The sequence below is a fragment of the Dehalococcoidales bacterium genome, from assembly GCA_041656115.1.
Lineage (GTDB): Bacteria > Chloroflexota > Dehalococcoidia > Dehalococcoidales > UBA5627 > UBA5627.
On sequence record JBBAED010000002.1, the window covers coordinates 171,817 to 189,416 of the forward strand.

Sequence of the window (17,600 nt, forward strand, 5' to 3'; positions counted from 1 at the left end):
GTTACGCCGCACCGCCGACTCTAAGAACAGTCCTTGCGCTGACACTACCTGTATAAGCCCCTGTACCGGTTGCCACAACCCTCAGATAACTATAGTTATACTGAGAATTCTGAATGTAATATGTGTTAGTGGTAGCCCCTGAAATATCGGTAAACGTTGTGCCGGAGCCCGTATCCGAGCGCTGCCATTGATAAGTAACGGTTGCGGCGGCAGGCGTTAATGCCCCTGCCGTCAGGGTATTCCCGACAAGCGGTGTACCGATAACCGCCGCCATTGCGGTTATCGGGCAAGCAGTTACCGGACCGACAGCCGCGCTTAAAACCGACTCTGAATATTCACCCGAGCCGATTGCTTCAACCTTAATATATTTATTAAATTCATCAGCGGTTAACTGATAGGTGCTTGAAGTCGCCCCGCTGATATTGGAATATGTTCCGTCAACGGTATCCGCCTTTTTCCAGCGATAAGTGGCAGTCGCCGCGGCAGGCGTTAAAGCGCCGGCGGTTAATGTTTGTTCAACCTGTGCCGTGCCGCTGATTGTGCCGATTGCCGTTATCGGTGTCGCTTCGGATACTACCGGGCCGATAGCATTACTGTAAACGGTTCCGCTGTAACCGTTGGTACCGGTTGCTTTAACCTTGAAATAATAACCTTCATCGTTTTCGGTAATATTATATGTGTTGTAAGTAGCGCCGATAATATCGGCATAAGTGCCGTTTTCCGTAGCGCTCTTCTGCCACTGATAAGTAACCGCAGCGCCGGACGGAACCGGAGTTCCGGCAGTCAACATCTCGCCGACAACGGTCGAGCCGGAAATATTGCCGATGGCGGTAAGCGCAGCCGCCGCTACCGGCCCGATGTAATCACTAAATACAATGCCGGTATAAGCGCCCGCGCCGGTTGCCATAAGCTTAATATAATGGTTGCAATCGGCGGCAGTCAGCTTATAAGTACTTGAGGCAGCGCCAACAATATTATCGTATTCCCCGCTGGCGGTATCGTGTCTTTGCCATTGATAGGTAACCGTAGCCGCGGCAGGCGTTAAAGCGCCGGCGGAAAGGGTTACCCCAACTTCGGCAACACCGGAAATATCGCCAATCGCGGTAACCGGTGTTGCACTACCGGAAACACGAGCCGATGTAATCGCTTCTACAGAACCGGTATACGCGCCTGTACCGGTAGCAACCACCTTAAGGAAACCACCGTTATCGGCTCCGCGCACGGTATGTGTATTTGAGATCGCCCCGCTGATTGGATTCCAAGTATTTCCGTCCCAGTTAGAAAGATGCCATTGATACGAAACCGTAGCGCCTTGCGGTGTCAACGCACCTGCCGTTAAGGTATAACCTTGGGAAGTTGTACCGATAACCGGGCCAATCGAAATTAGCGCCGTCTGTCCTACTGGGCCGCGGTAATCACTGGTAACCGTACCGGAGTAACTGCCCGAACCGGTGGCTTTAACTTTAATATAATAATTAAGATCGCCTGCCGTTAATATGTAACTGTCGCTGGTTGCGCCGGCGATATTCGAATATGTTCCTTCGGCTGTTTGGCTCCTCATCCACTGCCAGGTAACCGTAGCGTTGGCAGGCGTTAAGGTACCGGCAACCAGCGTTTGGGCTACCTGCATCGTGCCGTAAATAGCGCCGATAGCGGTTATCGGTGTTTGCGTTCCCGTTATAACGCTGATTGTACCAACGTTTACACTGCCCGTATAATAGCCGTTACCGGTCGCAACAACCCGCACGTAGGTGCCTAAATCGTCACCGATAAGCGTATAATTATTGGCGGTTGCTCCGCTGATATCTGTCCATACTCCGCTTACTAACCTCTGCCACTGATAATCGGCAGTTGCGGTTGCAGGCGTTAACGCTCCCGCGGTTAATGTTTGCCCGACAACTGTCGTACCGATAATCGAACCGATGGCCGTAATTTGACCCTTGGCAATCGGCCCCATATAGGCGCTGGTAACCGTGCCGGAATAAACGCCCGAACCGGTCGCCTCAACCTTAATATATTTGGTATAGTCGTCATTTGTTAGCGTATAAGTGCTTAATGAAGCGCCGCTAATCGGCAGATAAGTTCCGCCCGAAGTGTCGCTTCTAAGCCACTTGTAGGTTGCCGTTGCGCCTTGCGGTGTTAAAACGCCAACCGTTAAGAGATGGCCAACCTCGGCAACTCCGCCGATGGTATCAATTGCCGTAACCGGCGTGGAGCTTTCTTGTACAAGATCGGAGGTAACGGCATCAAGGGTGCCGGTATAAGCGCCCGTGCCGGTCACAACAACCCTAAGATAGCGATTGGTGTTGGCTGACCATACCTTATATGTATCGGAAGTAGCCTCAGCATTAGATTCAGTCATACAATTAATCCATGTTCCGTTATCGTACTGCTGCCATTGGTAAGTAACCGTTGCTCCGAGCGGATAAACGGTGCCTGCAGTTAAGGTTTGGCCGATAACGGTTGAGCCGATAATCGGGCTGATTGAAATCAGTTGTCCGCCGGCGACCTGTGAAGTCGGAGAGCTGGTAACCGTGCCGGAATAGCTTCCGTAACCGGTTGCCTCGACCTTAATATATTGTTCGTAATCGGCGACGTCCACAACATAGGAATCGGAAGTGGCTCCACTGATTTCGGTATAAGTTCCGTTTTGAGTACTGCTAATCAGCCATTTGTATGTCGCTGTTCCGTTAGCAGGAGTTAAGTCTGCGGTTAGTGTTTGCCCCACTCCAACCGTTCCGATAATCGAAACCGCAGTTAACGGTATCGAATCGGCAGAAACGGGGCCAACATAGGCGCTGGCAACACTGCCTTTATATCCGCTTGTACCTGTTGCCATGACCCTTAAATAGTTACTGACATCACCGGCAATTATAGAATATGTAGTCGAGTTTGCGCCCGAAATATCCGAAAAAGGCGAGCTAATTGATGAGCTTTTTTGCCATTGGTAGGCTACCGAGGCGGCGGCAGGCGTTAAAGACCCTGCCGTTAAAACTTGGCCAACCTTAGCCGTTCCGGAAGTGGCGCCGATATCGGTTACTTGAACTGAGCCGCCGTCCAACGAATAATAAACGCGTACCTCTTCTAAAACGGGGGTCGCTGAATTATCATTAGTTGTAAGGGTGGCGCGCCATTGCATATAACGACCGGCAGGAATGCCTGTTTGAATCGGAGATGTGCCGGAAGGACTGCTCCAAGAGGGGCTGCCGGAATCCTTGTTAAAGGGGGTATCCGATGCGCGCACTTCAAAGGTGATATCGGTATCGACGGGAAGTGTCGAATCCCAAATCACCGCATCCCAGCGCGTGCCGCTTTTTTCGCTGTCGAAAACCTGTGAGGTAATAGTGCCGGGGGAGCTAAAAACAGCCAGTTTAATATTGCCGGGGCTGTCGGCGGAATCGATATTGGAGAACAAACCGGCATCGAACTGACTGCGGTTTGTTTGTCTCCAAAGCCACGATGTCCAAGCGGTAAACTTATTATCAAGCGAGGTATCGGTATCAAAGAGCCCCATAAAAGCGGAAATAAGCTGTTTTCTGTACATAAATGCCAGAAAGACCGATATGGTTGTCGCTTGTAAAAATCTCCGCCTTGTAATAATGGCTTTCTTGTTGTCTTTTTCCGCCATCATACAATCCTAATTGATTATTTGTTCCAATATAAAGGTAATATCAATCTGCGCGCTATCACCCTGCACTGCGTTGATATTGGTATCGTTCGGCAAAGACCAAGTCAGCAAATAAACGACAGTATCGTTTGTGCCGTCTTTGGCATCCATTGTCAGGTTTTGAGCATCCAGTACAGCCTCCAGGCCGCTGATTGCGACCGGATTGCCGTTTGAGCCCAAGATATAAGTAAAGTTAGATTCGGCTGCCGCTTGTGTCGCTCCCGCACCGCGCTGAAGGGTTACCTTTAAGAAGATATCCAAATCACCCGTGTCGTCGCCGTTATGATCGTTAACGCCGGTTTTTTCTTCCGGTTCGGTAACTTCGCCTTCATCGAAGGTTAGGAGACTATCAATTGTTAATTTGCCCGGTATATTACCGTTATTGGAAAGCACCCACTTAATAGTACCTGTTTCGCCGGGTAAAATGCAATCAAAAACGACCTTGCCGTTGATACCGTTGCCACCGGCTGTAACGGTATAGTCTGAGGCATCGCCCGAGTACGAGCCGGATGCTGTGGAGATTAAATCCAAAGTGCCGGCGGTAAGCTCGTTACCGGTTGAGGTTTCGGTATCTCTGAAATAGGCATACGTTCCCCCTACTATGCCTACTAACAAGCATAGGGCCAGTATGATTCCTAAGATTAAGCCCAATGTTTTGTTGCTCATTTAATGATACCTTTTAATTTCCTTTTGTTTACCTTGTGCCACTAAGTGTTACTACTGTTATTTTTACCTTTGGTTAAAGTAACCCGGCACTATAAACCTGTTAAGTGTTTTTAACCTGCCGTTTTGGCAAACCGCAGCCTGCCACCTACTACCCCCCTTGTTTTCGGGTTCGATTACAAGGGGGGCAGTGATTCTAAACGGCTAATCTTTTAAGCTTTAAAGAATTAACTTTAAGCAAGTTTTAAAAGTCCAAATGTTTTGTTAATTAGTCATCCAAGTGCTGACCGGAATTCTGGAATAAGCCAAAGGTAACTGTTACGTCAACTACGTCACCCTGAATACCGTTACCGGTAGCAGTGGGTATTGAGACTTCGATGTAAAAATCTTTTTCATCACCTTTGTCTATACCGGCGAGACCTTTAATAATTACTCCATTCAGTTCGTCCATTGTAATTTTGCCATCATTATTTCCAGCAACATCTGCTGCTTTTATATCGAGGTTAACGAATGCGCCAGAATCTTTATCAAGCAAGTCAACAGCACCATAGGTTAATTTCGTAATCTCAAGCCAAGTCGCCGCGTCAATATCTGTTTTGTCGATACCAAGATAATCGTAATCATCTTCGTTGGTGTAGTCGACCTCAAATTTAATATCAACACTCGCGCCATCAACGTTGCCGGCGTTTTTAAGGGTTACAGTTCCATCCTTTATATCTCCGGGTGCCAAATCATCGCCCCCGAAACTGCCAGTTACACCGCCGTCCACAAAATCGCCTAAGCCATCCTTTAACTTGAGGTCTAAAATACCGGCAGTAAATATGTTATCCGTGCTTGTTTCTGCATCGCTAAAGTATGCCCAGGTGCCGCCGATTACCAAACCGATAATCATTAAAGCTGTAATTGATAAACTAAAAATCTTTTTCATTTCTTTCTCCCTTTTTTATTTTTTTAATTTTTAATTTTTTTTTTAATTCTTGTTTTCTAAATTGTTAACCGTTTGTAGTTTCTTTTTAATTTGTTTCCTTTTTCATTTTCATCTTCATTATTCTGTCTTCCTCTATAAGCCCCCTCCCTCCTTGATATCGCTAAATTTTCTTGTTTGCTTTTTAAGGGCAGCTTCCTCAAATTCATAACATGTTAAAGCTGCCGTGCCTGCCTCGTTCAGAGGTAATTTAAATCTAAGCTGTTGTTTTATGCATTACCTCCTTAACGATCTCTCTAAATATCAAACCGACAAATATAATTGCGGGAACAATCACCACTAAGTACCAACCGAGCTTTGTGCGCATAAAGTTAACGAGATAGCCCAGTTTGGGTATTTTGAAAATATAGGCACCGACAATCTGAGAACCGACAATCGTTTCGCTGTCTTTAACCGCATCGCCCTTGATGGTGTAAGCGCCGTCCTCGACGGAAACCACGCGATGGGTAACAAGCTCGCTCCCGTGCCTGTAGGTAACTATTGAACCGGGTCCGACACCGCCGGATAAGAACCCGCCTACGGGGCCGGTAACAATAACATCACCCAAATTAAGGGCGGGAACCATACTCTCACTCTTAACCATATACATATTATGGTTAGGTGAAAAATAGATAAAAGCTAATCCGGTTACCGTTAGTGCCAAAATTATAGAAATAATCCATGTAAATATTTTCATAACACTCAAAATGTTTAAATTACTTTTTTTTAATCAGTTCCCGTTGCAACAAGGCAACCCGTTGTTTTCAACCTCTTCAACCTCGCAGTTGTAAGCCTTAAGCATTTGCCCGATTGTGACCTCTCCGATAACATCCTCACGCATGGTGGCTTCGGGATGGACGATGTAATAATTGCATCTGCCTTCTTTAACTTTCGTTAGGAAACCGGATTTGGCAAGGTTATCAATAATAATACTGACGCCCCTGATGCTTAAATCGGTTACCTCGGCAATTTTCTGCATCGTACTCCGCGGATTTTGCGCAATGTAAGCAAACACAACACCGTGACTGGTTAAAAAAGACCAATTCCTGTTATCCATACTCATTTGCTTATACCCTTCCTTTAGTATTACCGCACTTCTAATGCCCTAATTTTGTTACTTGCATTTCGGTACTGGTAATTTACTTCTATTACTATAGTACTATTTTTTTTATTTGTCAAGTGCTTTAATACTATGCCTAAAAGCCCTGTTTTGTGCCTAATTTAGCGATAGTACTATATGAACCGGTGATAAAATACCCCCTGCCGCTAAAAAACTTTTTAGAAATTGCGGAAAATATTTTTAATTTGCCACAGAGTGCGATGATTGGTAATATCTATATTAAGAATAATTACTTTTTTAAGGTTAAAATTTTAGGTTAAGGAGTACCCTATTATGAGTAAGCTGTACGATATTATTATTATCGGCGGAGGGCCCGCCGGTCTGACCGCCGGACTTTACGCCTCACGCAACAAACATTCGACCCTCTTAATTGAAAAGGGGCTAATCGGCGGAATTACCAACGAAACCGAAAAAATCGATAACTACCCCGGTTTTCCGCAAGGCATCAGCGGTATGGATTTAACCAACCTGATGCACGAACAAGCCCTGCTTTACGGAACGGAAGTCGTAAACGACGGCGTAACAGCGGTAACCATTAAAGACAATATTAAAACGGTTAAAACATCAGGCGGCGATTATTCCGCCAAGGCGCTTATTATTACCGGCGGTTCTGAAAGACGCAAAATGAATGCCGTCGGCGAAAATGAATTCAGCGGTAAGGGCGTTTCGTACTGCGCCACTTGCGACGGACCTTTTTTCCGCGATAAAACGGTGGCGGTGGTGGGGGGCGGCAACGCCGCTCTGTACGAAGCATTGCATATGGCCAAGTTTGCATCTAAAGTCTTTTTAATCCACCGCCGCGATGAGTTTAGGGCAACGCCGGTGGTTCAGGATAAAGTTTTTGCCGAACCGAAGATTGAAATTATTTGGAACGGCGTTATTAAAGAGGTTAGCGGCGAAATGTTTGTAAAGCAAATCAGGCTTGCCGATACCAAAACCGGCGAGGAATCTTTAATTAACGTTGACGGGGTTTTTGTTTCGATCGGGCTTGTTCCGAGTACCGACTACTTAAAAGATATTGTAACCTTAAACGAGAGGGGCTCGGTGATTGTTAACGACCGAATGGAAACCGGGGTGCCGGGAATTTATGCCGCCGGTGATATCCGCGCAAACTCAATCCGCCAAGTGGTCTCCGCTGCCGGTGACGGGGCGGTTGCCGCAATTTCTGCCGGAGATTATGTTGAAAATCGGTTTAATCCGCAACCTTAATGCAGTATAATATAAGCGAGTATTTTTGTTAAAGGACAAGAGAGATGAATGTAGTTTTTTTAAAGAATGTTGCGGGCGTTGCCAAAGCGGGAGATGTTAAAGAGGTTGCCGACGGGTATGCCAGAAATTACCTGATACCGAATAAGCTGGCGGTACCGGCAACCGAAAACGTTAAAGCGGAGCTTGCCAAACAAGCCAAAGCCCAACAGAAAAAGCAGGCGCAAATGGAAGCCGAGTTTAAGCAAACGGCAGAGCAAATCGAAAAAGCGAACCTGGTTTTAAAAGCCAAAACCGGCGCCAACGGGCGTCTTTTCGGCTCAATTACCGCCGCCGATATTGCCAAAGAACTCGAAGGCTCCGCCGGAATTATTGTTGACAGACGTAAAATCGAGCTGCCCGAACCGATTCGCGAGCTGGGCGCTTTTGAGGTTATTGTTAAACTTTACAAAGATATCAATGCTAAATTGAAAATAACGGTTCGAAGCCTGGAGGAAAACTGAATTGTCGGCTGAGCGCTTACCGCCATATGATATAGACGCCGAAGAAGCCGTTAACGGTTCGCTGTTAATCGATGGGAGCGCTATTCACGAAACAATTGTTTTTCTAAAGCCGAAGGACTTTTACTCCGAGCCTAACCGCTGGATTTATCAGGCGTGTTTAACGCTTTACAGGCGCGACGAAGCAATTAACCAAATCACCGTTGCGCAGGAGCTGGAGCGCGAGGGGCGGCTGGAGAAGAGCGGCGGGGCGGCCTATCTGAGCCGCCTGGTTTCGATTGTGCCGACTTCGCTTGATATCGAACACTACGGGCGCATTGTCTACCGCCTTTCGATAATGCGGCAACTGATTATAGCTGCCGACAGTATCTCTAAAATCGGCTATGACGCCGGCCCCGATGTGAATGTTTCCTTAAACAAAGCCGAGGACTTGCTGTTTCAACTGCGCCAAGAGCATATGCTCGACTTTGTGCATATTAAAAATATACTTGACGGCTATTTTGAACCGCCGCCCGCCCCCAGCGAGGGCGTCGCTATCCCGCAAATATTTACGGGGCTGCACGGATTGGATGATTTGTTGGGCGGTTTTAAACGTTCCGAAATGATAATTCTGGCTGCCCGCCCCAGCGTCGGTAAAACAAGCCTGGCGTTAAATATTGCGCGTAACGCCGCCGTGGATCAGGGGGCTTGTGTCGCAATTTTCAGCCTTGAAATGTCTAAGGACGCTCTGGCGCAAAGGCTGCTTTCGGGCGAAACGGGCATTAACGCCAACCGCTTGAAACTGACCTTAAATACCGAGGAAGAGGAACGCAAGGTAATGGAAGCAATCGGTGTTTTATCCGAGGCTTCTATTTTTATTGACGATTCGCCGCAAGTACAGGTGACCGAAATGCGCAGTAAGGCCAGCCGCTTAAACTTTGAACGTAAGATTGACTTGATTGTCGTTGACTATTTACAGCTTTTGCAGGGTGATACCCATAACAATAACCGCGTTCAGGAAATCAGCCTGATTTCGCGTTCGTTAAAGGCCTTAGCGCGCGAGCTTGACGTGCCGGTGCTGGCGGTTTCCCAGCTTAGCCGTGCGATTGAAAAGCGCGACAAACACGAGCCGATGCTTTCGGACTTAAGAGACAGCGGCAGTATCGAACAGGATGCCGATGTTGTTATTTTTGTAAGCCGCGAAGAAATGATTTTCCGCAACGAAGAAGATTGGCGGGCGGCGCACCCCGACGAAGAATACCCGCGCGGTATCGCCGATATTATTGTTGCCAAAAACAGAAACGGCCCGACCGGTAATACTAAGGTACGCTTTATTAACAGGCTCACCAAGTTTGATAATTTAACAACCGCCGGAGTGGATTAAAATGAAGGCTTTTAGCGGGTTTCCGGCTAAAATGAGCTTTACCCCCGTTCCGAACGCCTTTATTAACAACCTGTTACCGCAAATTGACGATATCGGTGAGCTAAAGGTAACCTTGCATGTTATTGAAGCGCTTTACGCTAAAAAAGGGTTTCCGCAGTATGTTGCTTTTAGCGAACTGGCGGCAAATGCGAGTTTAATCAGTAATTTCAAAGAAAGAGAAGTACCGGCGGACGGGCTGAAAGAGGCGTTGCAAAAAGCGGTGGCACGCCAAACGATTTTGGAACTGGAAACCGACAAGGGCGCGCTTTATTTATTAAACACCGAGGCTAACAGACAGGCAGCCGGGAAAATAAAAAGCGGCGTAATCAAGATAAAAGGGATTGCGGCGGCGGAAACCGCAGCGGTTAATATTCCCGAAGATATTAATGTTTTCGGGTTATACGAAGAAAATATCGGGATGTTAACACCGATGGTTGCCGAGGAATTAAAGGATATTATTAAAATATTCCCCGAAGATTGGATTGCGGACGCCATTAAGGAAGCGGTGAAACAAAACGCCCGCAAATTGAGTTACATTGTAGCGATATTGGAACGCTGGGCTAAAGAAGGTAGGAGTGATGGAGCATATCGGCGAGATATTCAAAAAGACGACCCCCAAAAATACACCGGCGGCAAGTACGGACGTTACGTCCAACGCTGAAGAAGAGCTTTCCGTATCTTCCGGTTGTGCCGTCTGCCAAGGCGCCGGGTTCGTTTATCCCCTGTTGGCAACCGGTAAGCCGGATTATACACAGGCAGTTCCGTGCGAATGCTTATACCAAAAAAGCAACAAACAACGCCAGGTTGTGCTTGAAAAATACAGCAATATCGGCTCGTTAAAAAGGCTGACCTTTGCCAATTTGATTCCGCAAGGCAGAAGCGGCGCGCCGACCGGACAGCGCAAATTCGAAGCCGCCTATAACGGCGCCAAGGAGTTTGCCGCTAACCCCGACGGCTGGCTTATTTTTATCGGCCCGAGCAGTTCCGGTAAAACCCATATCGCGGCGGCAATCGCCGGCGAGCGGATTAGCAAAGGACACCCCGTTTTTTATATTACCGCCGCCGACTTATTGGATCATTTGCGTTCGGCTTTTAGCCCCGAAAGCGAGCTGACTTACGATAAACTCTTTGAACAGGTACGCAATACGCCGTTACTGATACTTGATGATTTAAGCACCCATTCCGATAAGGCTTGGGCCAAAGAAAAACTCGACCAGCTTTTAAACCATCGCTTTAACCACGAACTGCCGACCGTTATTACCGCCACCCCACCGATACAACAGCTGGGTGACCGAATTATAAACCGCATCACCGACCCGCGTTTAAGCAAGGTCTTTTATATTGAAGAGCAAAACGGCGAAACAAACGACGCCGGTTGGGGCGAGGGTTTGGAACTGCAAAAACAGATGACTTTTGCTAATTTTGATTGGAAAAGGGTTAACTTGCCGCTCTCCCAAAGAGAGAATTTGGAACGTGTTTACAGGCTGGCGCTTGAGTATGCCAAATCACCCGACGGCTGGCTTGTTTTGCAGGGAGTTACCGGCTGCGGCAAAACGCATTTGGCCTCGGCAATCGTTAATTACAGGTACGAAGCCGGCAGTAAGGCCCTTTTTATTTTCGTGCCTGAATTCTTGGATCACCTGCGCTCGGCATTTAACCCCGACAGCAAGGTTTCGTACGACCAGCTTTTCGAAAAGGTAAAAACAACGCCCCTGCTTGTACTGGACGATTTCGGTGAGCAAGCCGCAACCGCCTGGGCACGCGAGAAGCTTTATCAGGTAATTAACTCGCGTTATAATGCGCGGCTGGCAACAATTATTACCACGCGCTGTTCGCTTGATGAAATCGACAGCCCGATTCGTTCGCGCTTTATCGACCCGAAAATCAGTATTACTTTTGCGATCGAAGCCCCCGATTACAGGGGTGACAGCGCGCCGGCGCAACCCCAAACCAAAAGGTATGCAAAAACCTATCCCCGAACCAAAAAAGGGTAGTCGAGGCCGTTGATAAAAGGGTAAGCGTTCAGCCAAAAAGAGGGTTTGAAAATATGAAAATTGCGGGTATTTAACAAGTAAAACTTGCCAGCCCGCCGTTTTTTTCGATACAATAAAGTAGTTTTAAGTATTGTGAGCCATAAGCTATGCATAATAGTCCGGTATTGGTACTTAATCAGAGTTACGAACCCTTAAGCATTTGCCATGCCCGCCGAGCCATCGTATTGATGATTGAAGGGAAGGCGGAAATGCTTGAGAACGGGAAAGGTTATGTCCGTTCGGTTTACAATATCTTCCCGATACCGACAGTAATTAAACTGGACTTCTTCGTTAAAAGAACACGCCGCCCCGAGCATAAATTGACCCGCTTCGGGGTTTTTCATCGCGATAACTATATTTGCCAATATTGCGGTAAAGCCGAAAAACAACTAACGATTGACCACGTTATTCCGCGTTCGCGAGGGGGTTTGCATACTTGGGAGAACACCACCACCGCCTGCGTGCCCTGTAATTTGCATAAAGCCGGCAGAACACCGGAGCAAGCCCGTATGAAACTGCTTTCGATTCCGCAAATACCGCAAAGAAACTTGCCGTTCTACCTGCCGCACCGCTACGTTGCGCATACCAAGGAATGGGATAAGTATTTGGCGCCTTATAACTTGTAATGCTACCATTCGGCGCTTTGGTCGCGCTTTTCTTTTTGAGCTTTCAGCCTGCTTTCGTAAACCTTGCCCCAGCTTAAAACACCGATAGCAAGCATTAACGCCTCTTTTTCGGCGCTTTCAAAGGTATGTTTCTCGACAAGTTTGGTTAATATTGCCACCGCTTCTTTGTATTCCATTACCTGCATACCCCTAAACTAAAAAGAGGGGTTTTTAGCCCCTCTTACTTATTAAGATTTGGGTTTATTTTGTTTGCGGCGGCGGCGCCTTTGATCTTGTTCTTTCGGTGTTTCTTTTACTTCTTTTGCTTCTTTTTCCGTTTGCAGTTCTTTTAATGTCTTTTCAATTCGAGCGCCGGTTTCCGTTTCCAATAAAACAGTACCTTTAATCGGGTTACTGCCGACAACAACCGTATTAACAAGCGCATTCCCCATCTGCGTTTGAATGTTTTCGCCGTTTCTGGGGAGTTCCTTTTTCATATCGCGGTATTGTTCAAATTCATAGCCCAAACAGCAGAGCAACCGACCGCAAGTTCCCGAAATCTTCATCGGGTTTAACGGTAGGTTTTGCTCCTTGGCCATCTTAATTGAAACAGGATTGAACTCGTTTAGAAACGTTGCACAGCAAAGGGGACGCCCGCACCTGCCGTAACCGCCGATTAGTTTCGCTTCGTCACGCGGCCCGACTTGCCTCATTTCAACCCGCGTTTTTAGTTTGTGGCTCAGTTCGCGCACCAGTTCGCGGAAATCAACCCTGCCCTCGGACCCGAAAAAGATTGTAAGGTGATTACCTTCCAAGTTATATTCGGCTGAAATCAGTTTCATCGGCAAATTCATGCGTTTTACAATTTCACCGCACTCCATTAAGGCTTCGTCTTCTTTTTCCTCTAACTTGGCAGCGCTTATTAAATCTTCTTCCGTTGCCATCCGCACCACCGATTTTAACGGCTTGGTAATCATGTTATCGAAGGCTTTAACAACCGTACGCGCCACCTGCCCGACTTCCATCCCGCGCGCCGTTTCAACTATAACGTTGTCACCCAATTTAAGCTCAAAACCGGAGGGGTCAAACGAGTAAACCTTACCCGCTTTTTTGAAACGAACCCCAACAACATCAACGGTTAGGGTTTCGTTTTGCTCGGGCTGTTCCTCCGCCGGTTCTTGGGGAATATCTTCTCTTGTTTCTGCGGCAATTTCTTTTTGTTCCGAATTTGAATCTTTATCGGCTGAATCGTCGCCGGTTATTTCCGCGCTTAATTCTTCGTTTTCGTCCATTAGGCTTACCTCTTAACAATACCCTCTGTAATAACAGGGATATCCAGCATCATTACTTCCAAAGCCAACCTCGCATTGGCATTAAAACTGAGTTTATCTTTGGTTTCTTTTATTGTTTGAATCGCATTTCTGATATCGCAAACGGTAACCCGGTCGCTAAGGCGCTGCAAGTTATCAAGCGCATCAATATTAACAACCGTATCCGCTAAACCTGTTTTTACCAAAAGGATATCCCGCCATGCGCAAATCCACTCCTCCAGTATATCATAAACAAGGGCTCTTTCTTTGCCGAATTTAGTTGATAAGCTGAAAGCATAGTCGAAGCGTTCAGGGATTCCGGCGGAGATTAGTTCCAGCACCTTATCTCTGGTTTCATAATGCTTTGCTAAAAACTCTGCGTCTTCGGCCGCTTTTAACGCCCATTCAAAACAACCTTTGCTAAGCCTGCTCAGCAAAACAGCCTTATCTTTATCGACGCCACAAGCTGATACCAATCTTTCCGCTATGATTGGCGGCGCAATCGGTGTTAAGGCAATTTCACGACAGCGCGATACCACCGTTTCGGGAATAAGGTTTGCATTGGGAGCCACTAAAATAAAAAACAGCTGAGTTACCGGTTCTTCCAATGTTTTTAGAAAACAGTTAGCGGCTTCGATTGAAAGCAACTCGGCATCTTTGATTATAAAGACCTTGTGCTTACCTTCAAAAGGGGGCAAGCTTGCCGAGCGCTGAATCTGACGGATATCATCAATACTGATTTCCTTACGCGTTTTTTCATCTTCTTCAACCACGGTTGATTCAAGTGAAGTTATTTGAACGTCAGCATGCTGATTTTGACGTATTTTTAAGCACGATTCGCATTCCCCGCAAGGAGGAGATTCCGCTTGGCAATTCAGTGCCTGTGCAATATCTGAGGCAAGCGTCATTTTACCGACATAAGGGGGGCCTGTAATCAGCAAAGCATGGGGCAAATTGCGTTTTTTTATGTTATTTTGAAGGATTGACAAGAGTTTATCTTGCCCGACAACTCTCCACATTTTAACCCCCGAGCCTAAACATCTATAACAGGTCTTTTCGGATAAGATCTTGAAGGGTATCACGCTGGCGGATTAAACGTGCAGCCCCTTCTTTAACCATTACAATTGCCGGTTTTAGCGAGGCATTGTAGTTACTTGCCATCGGCAGACAGTAGGCTCCGCAAACCGGTACGGCAAGGATATCGCCGTAAGTAACGGGCGGTAACTTAATTTCTTGAATCAGGATATCACTCGATTCGCAAAACTTACCGGCAACCGTAAATAAATCGGTGTCTTCGGCGTCGGCCTTGTTGGCCAGTACCGCCTCGTATTCGGCTTGGTACAAAGCGGGGCGAATATTATCGGACATACCGCCGTCAATTGAAACATAACGCTTTAGACCGGAAATATCTTTAGTCATCCCGACCTGATAAAGAGCCACCCCCGCACGCGCCACAATCGATCGCCCGGGTTCAATTGTTAAGGAAGGCAGCGGTAAATCCAGCGCGTTGCATTTACTAACCAGCGCAGATATTATCGCATCCGCAAAATCACCGATTTTAACGTTCGGAGAATCAACGGTGTATCTTACAGGGAAGCCGCCGCCGATATCCAATTCTTCCAACTCAAAACCGTATTTTCTTTCCATTTGAGCGGCAAAATCCAGCATAACATCAATTGCATCAATAAAGGGCTGCGTTTCGTTAATCAAAGACCCGATATGACAATGCAACCCCACCAAGTTTAAGCTTTCAAAGGACATTGCCGTTGCGACCGCTTTTTCGGCATCAAAAAGCGGAAAACCGAACTTGCTTCCGGAAACGCCGGTGGTAATGTGTTGATGGGTATGGGCGTCCACTCCGGGGGTAATCCTCAAAAGAATATCGGGGATATAGGCCATTTTTTCGGCCAGTTTCGCCAACATTTTAAGCTCATCAAAGCTGTCAACCACAATACGGGCAAAGCGATTGCGGAGCGCTGTTTTTAACTCTTCAATCGATTTATTGTTACCGTGCAGATATATCATATCGTTCGGGAAACCGACCGACTCGGCAATTGAATACTCACCGGCGGACACAACATCCAAGCCGATGCCTTCTTCTTTTAACACGGAAGCAACCGCACGGTTGAGAAACGCTTTGCCGGCAAATACAATATTGGTGTCTTCGTACCTCTGTCCAAACTCTTCTTTAAACAGACGGCACATACCGCGCAGGGTTTCTTCGTCAAAAACATATAGCGGAGTGCCGTACTCTTTTGTAAGTTTAACCGTATCGCACCCGCCGATTATTAAATGGCCTTCGCTATCCACCTTTGTTTTAAGCGGGAATAGCTCAATTCGCTGTGTATTCATATCTAAATGATAACAATACGAGACAGTTCAAGTCAATTTGCAATAGGCCCGCTTTTATTAATTTTTTACCGGCGCTAAATATAAATTTGGTGCAGTACAAAACTTTACAGACCAATTTTGATGGGTTAAAATAGCCTTAGAATTAAGGAGTGCCAAATGAAAGCTATATTTTTTGACATGTACAACACCCTCATTTGCTACAACCCCTCCCGCGAAGAAAGCCAGGCAAAATCGTTGGCTAAATTCGGTTTTGATATCAAACCCGAACAGCTCTCGATTCCCGTTATTGCCGCAGATGAGTATTTTTACGACGAGAATGCCAAACTTGCCATGGCAAAGCGCAACGAAGAGGAAAAAAGAAACCTCTGGGCGCAATATGAAACCATCCTTTTAAAAGAAGCCGGGATTACCCCCACCAAAGAATTAATTGTTAATATGCTAAATGAAATGAAGAATTTCAAATATGAAATGGAATTGTATGACGATGTAATTCCGACCCTAACCAAAATCAAAGACAAGGGCTTAATAACCGGGCTTGTTTCCAATGTTGATGTCGATATAACCTCGATGTTAGAAAAACTGGAATTGGCTCCTTTATTGGAAATAATCGTTACTTCACAGGAAGTCGGCGTAACCAAGCCCCACCCGAAAATATTCGAGGCGGCAGTAATTAAGGCCGGAGTGGATGCCGACCGAACAATGTTTATCGGAGACCAGTATAAAATAGATGTGCAGGGAGCAATGGGCGTCGGAATGCAGGGCGTTTTACTCGACCGTGCAGACTATTATAAAAACGACGACATTAAAGAACCGCGCATTAACAGCTTAAACCAAATCTTAGATTTGCTGCAGTAATCATATTTAAGGAGGTGGATTATTATGTTAACAATATCCAGCCCTGATTTTAAAAATAACGAAACCATGCCGGCAATCCTTACCGGTGAAGGCGCTAATGTGTCTCCTGCCCTGTTTTGGAAAGGGGTACCGGATGGTACCGTATCGCTTGCAATTATTATGGATGACCCTGATGCCCCAACCGGTCTGTTTACGCACTGGATACTTTTTAATCTTCCGCCCGATACCAAAGAACTGCCGCAAGCCGTACCGACAAAACTCAATCTGGAAAACGGTGCGCTACAAGGGAAAAACACCGCCAATAAAATCGGATATTACGGACCTTACCCTCCCATCGGACCACCCCATCGTTATCAATTCCACCTGTATGCTTTAGACAAAATGTTGAATATAGAAGCCGGGGCAACCCGAAAACAGGTTATTAGTGAGATAGAAAGCAGTGCTATCGCAACCGCAATGCTAACCGGTATTTACCAAAGAACAGCTAAATAGCAATGCCCTTCAACCCCTTGGAGCTCCGGGCGATATGAAAAATAAACTTATCAAATTCTGGATTGTCCTTACCGTTACACCTGTCACAGCGGCGCTGGTATTACGGCTGATATGGGCGGCTCAAATTGCATACGCCATCGGCACTTGGATAATTATTGTTCTTTTGATATCGGCAGCCGTTGCGCTTTATGCTGCCTTGCTGTACTTTATCTTTAACCCCGATGCAATCAACAAATTAAAGACACTGCCGTCTAAAATATTCTTTTCTGTCGTGCTGATCGCGCTTATTATTGTTAGCGTCATCCATTTTTATCGCTTTGTTCCCTCACCTGAAGCTAACTTGTCTATCAGCATACCGATGGCAATTATGATTTTGATATCGGAATTAAGCGGCGGAAGTTTGATGTTATACTTAATTTGGAAAAAGTAGC

At 46.5% G+C, this 17,600-nt stretch carries 18 protein-coding genes; 9 read left to right on the plus strand and 9 right to left on the minus strand.

Annotated features, from left to right (window positions below; genetic code table 11):
• Position 1: 1 nt before the first annotated feature.
• The 5 genes from WC958_02025 to WC958_02045 form a co-directional block, all read right to left on the minus strand.
• The gene (locus tag WC958_02025) at positions 2-3,628 is read right to left on the minus strand and encodes a hypothetical protein (GenBank protein ID MFA5629027.1); all 3,627 of its coding nucleotides are present in this window, start codon (positions 3,626-3,628) and stop codon (positions 2-4) included.
• 9 nt (positions 3,629-3,637) lie between these two features.
• Positions 3,638-4,333 carry a TasA family protein gene (locus WC958_02030; protein MFA5629028.1) on the minus strand — a complete coding sequence of 232 codons (696 nt, stop codon included), beginning with the start codon at positions 4,331-4,333 and terminating at the stop codon, positions 3,638-3,640.
• A gap of 265 nt (positions 4,334-4,598) precedes the next feature.
• Positions 4,599-5,258 (minus strand): TasA family protein, encoded by a 660-nt coding sequence (locus WC958_02035; protein ID MFA5629029.1) that lies wholly within the window; start codon positions 5,256-5,258, stop codon positions 4,599-4,601.
• Between the two features lie 253 nt (positions 5,259-5,511).
• Positions 5,512-5,991, minus strand: coding sequence for a signal peptidase I (locus WC958_02040; protein MFA5629030.1), 480 nt, complete (start codon positions 5,989-5,991; stop codon positions 5,512-5,514).
• Positions 5,992-6,024: 33 nt separating this feature from the next.
• The gene (locus tag WC958_02045; protein MFA5629031.1) at positions 6,025-6,357 is read right to left on the minus strand and encodes a helix-turn-helix domain-containing protein; all 333 of its coding nucleotides are present in this window, start codon (positions 6,355-6,357) and stop codon (positions 6,025-6,027) included.
• Between the two features lie 330 nt (positions 6,358-6,687).
• On the opposite strand from WC958_02045, the gene trxB reads away from it, so the two are divergent.
• The 6 genes from trxB to WC958_02075 all read left to right on the plus strand — a co-directional run bounded on the left by trxB (position 6,688) and on the right by WC958_02075 (position 12,181).
• Positions 6,688-7,623: a thioredoxin-disulfide reductase gene (trxB, locus tag WC958_02050; protein ID MFA5629032.1), complete on the plus strand. Its 936-nt coding sequence runs from the start codon at positions 6,688-6,690 to the stop codon at positions 7,621-7,623.
• Positions 7,624-7,667: 44 nt separating this feature from the next.
• On the plus strand, positions 7,668-8,123 hold the full coding sequence (gene rplI, locus WC958_02055; protein ID MFA5629033.1) for a 50S ribosomal protein L9: 456 nt from the start codon (positions 7,668-7,670) through the stop codon (positions 8,121-8,123).
• Between the two features lies 1 nt (position 8,124).
• Positions 8,125-9,483 carry a replicative DNA helicase gene (gene dnaB, locus WC958_02060; GenBank protein ID MFA5629034.1) on the plus strand — a complete coding sequence of 453 codons (1,359 nt, stop codon included), beginning with the start codon at positions 8,125-8,127 and terminating at the stop codon, positions 9,481-9,483.
• A gap of 1 nt (position 9,484) precedes the next feature.
• A complete protein-coding gene (locus WC958_02065; GenBank protein ID MFA5629035.1) occupies positions 9,485-10,183 on the plus strand; it encodes a DnaD domain protein in 699 nt (232 codons plus the stop codon).
• On the plus strand, positions 10,101-11,516 hold the full coding sequence (locus WC958_02070; GenBank protein MFA5629036.1) for an ATP-binding protein: 1,416 nt from the start codon (positions 10,101-10,103) through the stop codon (positions 11,514-11,516). The genes WC958_02065 and WC958_02070 overlap by 83 nt, the downstream gene beginning before the upstream one ends.
• A gap of 146 nt (positions 11,517-11,662) precedes the next feature.
• Positions 11,663-12,181 (plus strand): HNH endonuclease, encoded by a 519-nt coding sequence (locus WC958_02075; protein MFA5629037.1) that lies wholly within the window; start codon positions 11,663-11,665, stop codon positions 12,179-12,181.
• A gap of 2 nt (positions 12,182-12,183) precedes the next feature.
• Here the strand turns inward: WC958_02075 and WC958_02080 are convergent, their stop codons facing one another.
• Genes WC958_02080 through lysA form a run of 4 tightly spaced genes read right to left on the minus strand, consistent with a single transcriptional unit; the run spans position 12,184 to position 15,822 of the window.
• Positions 12,184-12,357: a hypothetical protein gene (locus WC958_02080; GenBank protein ID MFA5629038.1), complete on the minus strand. Its 174-nt coding sequence runs from the start codon at positions 12,355-12,357 to the stop codon at positions 12,184-12,186.
• A gap of 51 nt (positions 12,358-12,408) precedes the next feature.
• Positions 12,409-13,452 carry a stage 0 sporulation family protein gene (locus WC958_02085; protein MFA5629039.1) on the minus strand — a complete coding sequence of 348 codons (1,044 nt, stop codon included), beginning with the start codon at positions 13,450-13,452 and terminating at the stop codon, positions 12,409-12,411.
• Between the two features lie 5 nt (positions 13,453-13,457).
• Positions 13,458-14,489, minus strand: a complete 1,032-nt coding sequence (locus WC958_02090; GenBank protein ID MFA5629040.1) for a DNA polymerase III subunit delta' C-terminal domain-containing protein — start codon at positions 14,487-14,489, stop codon at positions 13,458-13,460.
• 22 nt (positions 14,490-14,511) lie between these two features.
• Positions 14,512-15,822, minus strand: a complete 1,311-nt coding sequence (lysA, locus tag WC958_02095; GenBank protein MFA5629041.1) for a diaminopimelate decarboxylase — start codon at positions 15,820-15,822, stop codon at positions 14,512-14,514.
• Between the two features lie 156 nt (positions 15,823-15,978).
• Here lysA and WC958_02100 point away from each other — a divergent pair, with 156 nt between their 5' ends.
• From WC958_02100 to WC958_02110, 3 genes are read left to right on the plus strand one after another with little or no spacing between them, the layout of a single operon-like run.
• On the plus strand, positions 15,979-16,677 hold the full coding sequence (locus WC958_02100; GenBank protein MFA5629042.1) for an HAD family hydrolase: 699 nt from the start codon (positions 15,979-15,981) through the stop codon (positions 16,675-16,677).
• Positions 16,678-16,701: 24 nt separating this feature from the next.
• Complete coding sequence (locus tag WC958_02105) at positions 16,702-17,169, plus strand: YbhB/YbcL family Raf kinase inhibitor-like protein (GenBank protein MFA5629043.1); 468 nt, start codon at positions 16,702-16,704, stop codon at positions 17,167-17,169.
• A gap of 34 nt (positions 17,170-17,203) precedes the next feature.
• Complete coding sequence (locus tag WC958_02110) at positions 17,204-17,599, plus strand: hypothetical protein (GenBank protein MFA5629044.1); 396 nt, start codon at positions 17,204-17,206, stop codon at positions 17,597-17,599.
• Position 17,600 lies beyond the last annotated feature (1 nt).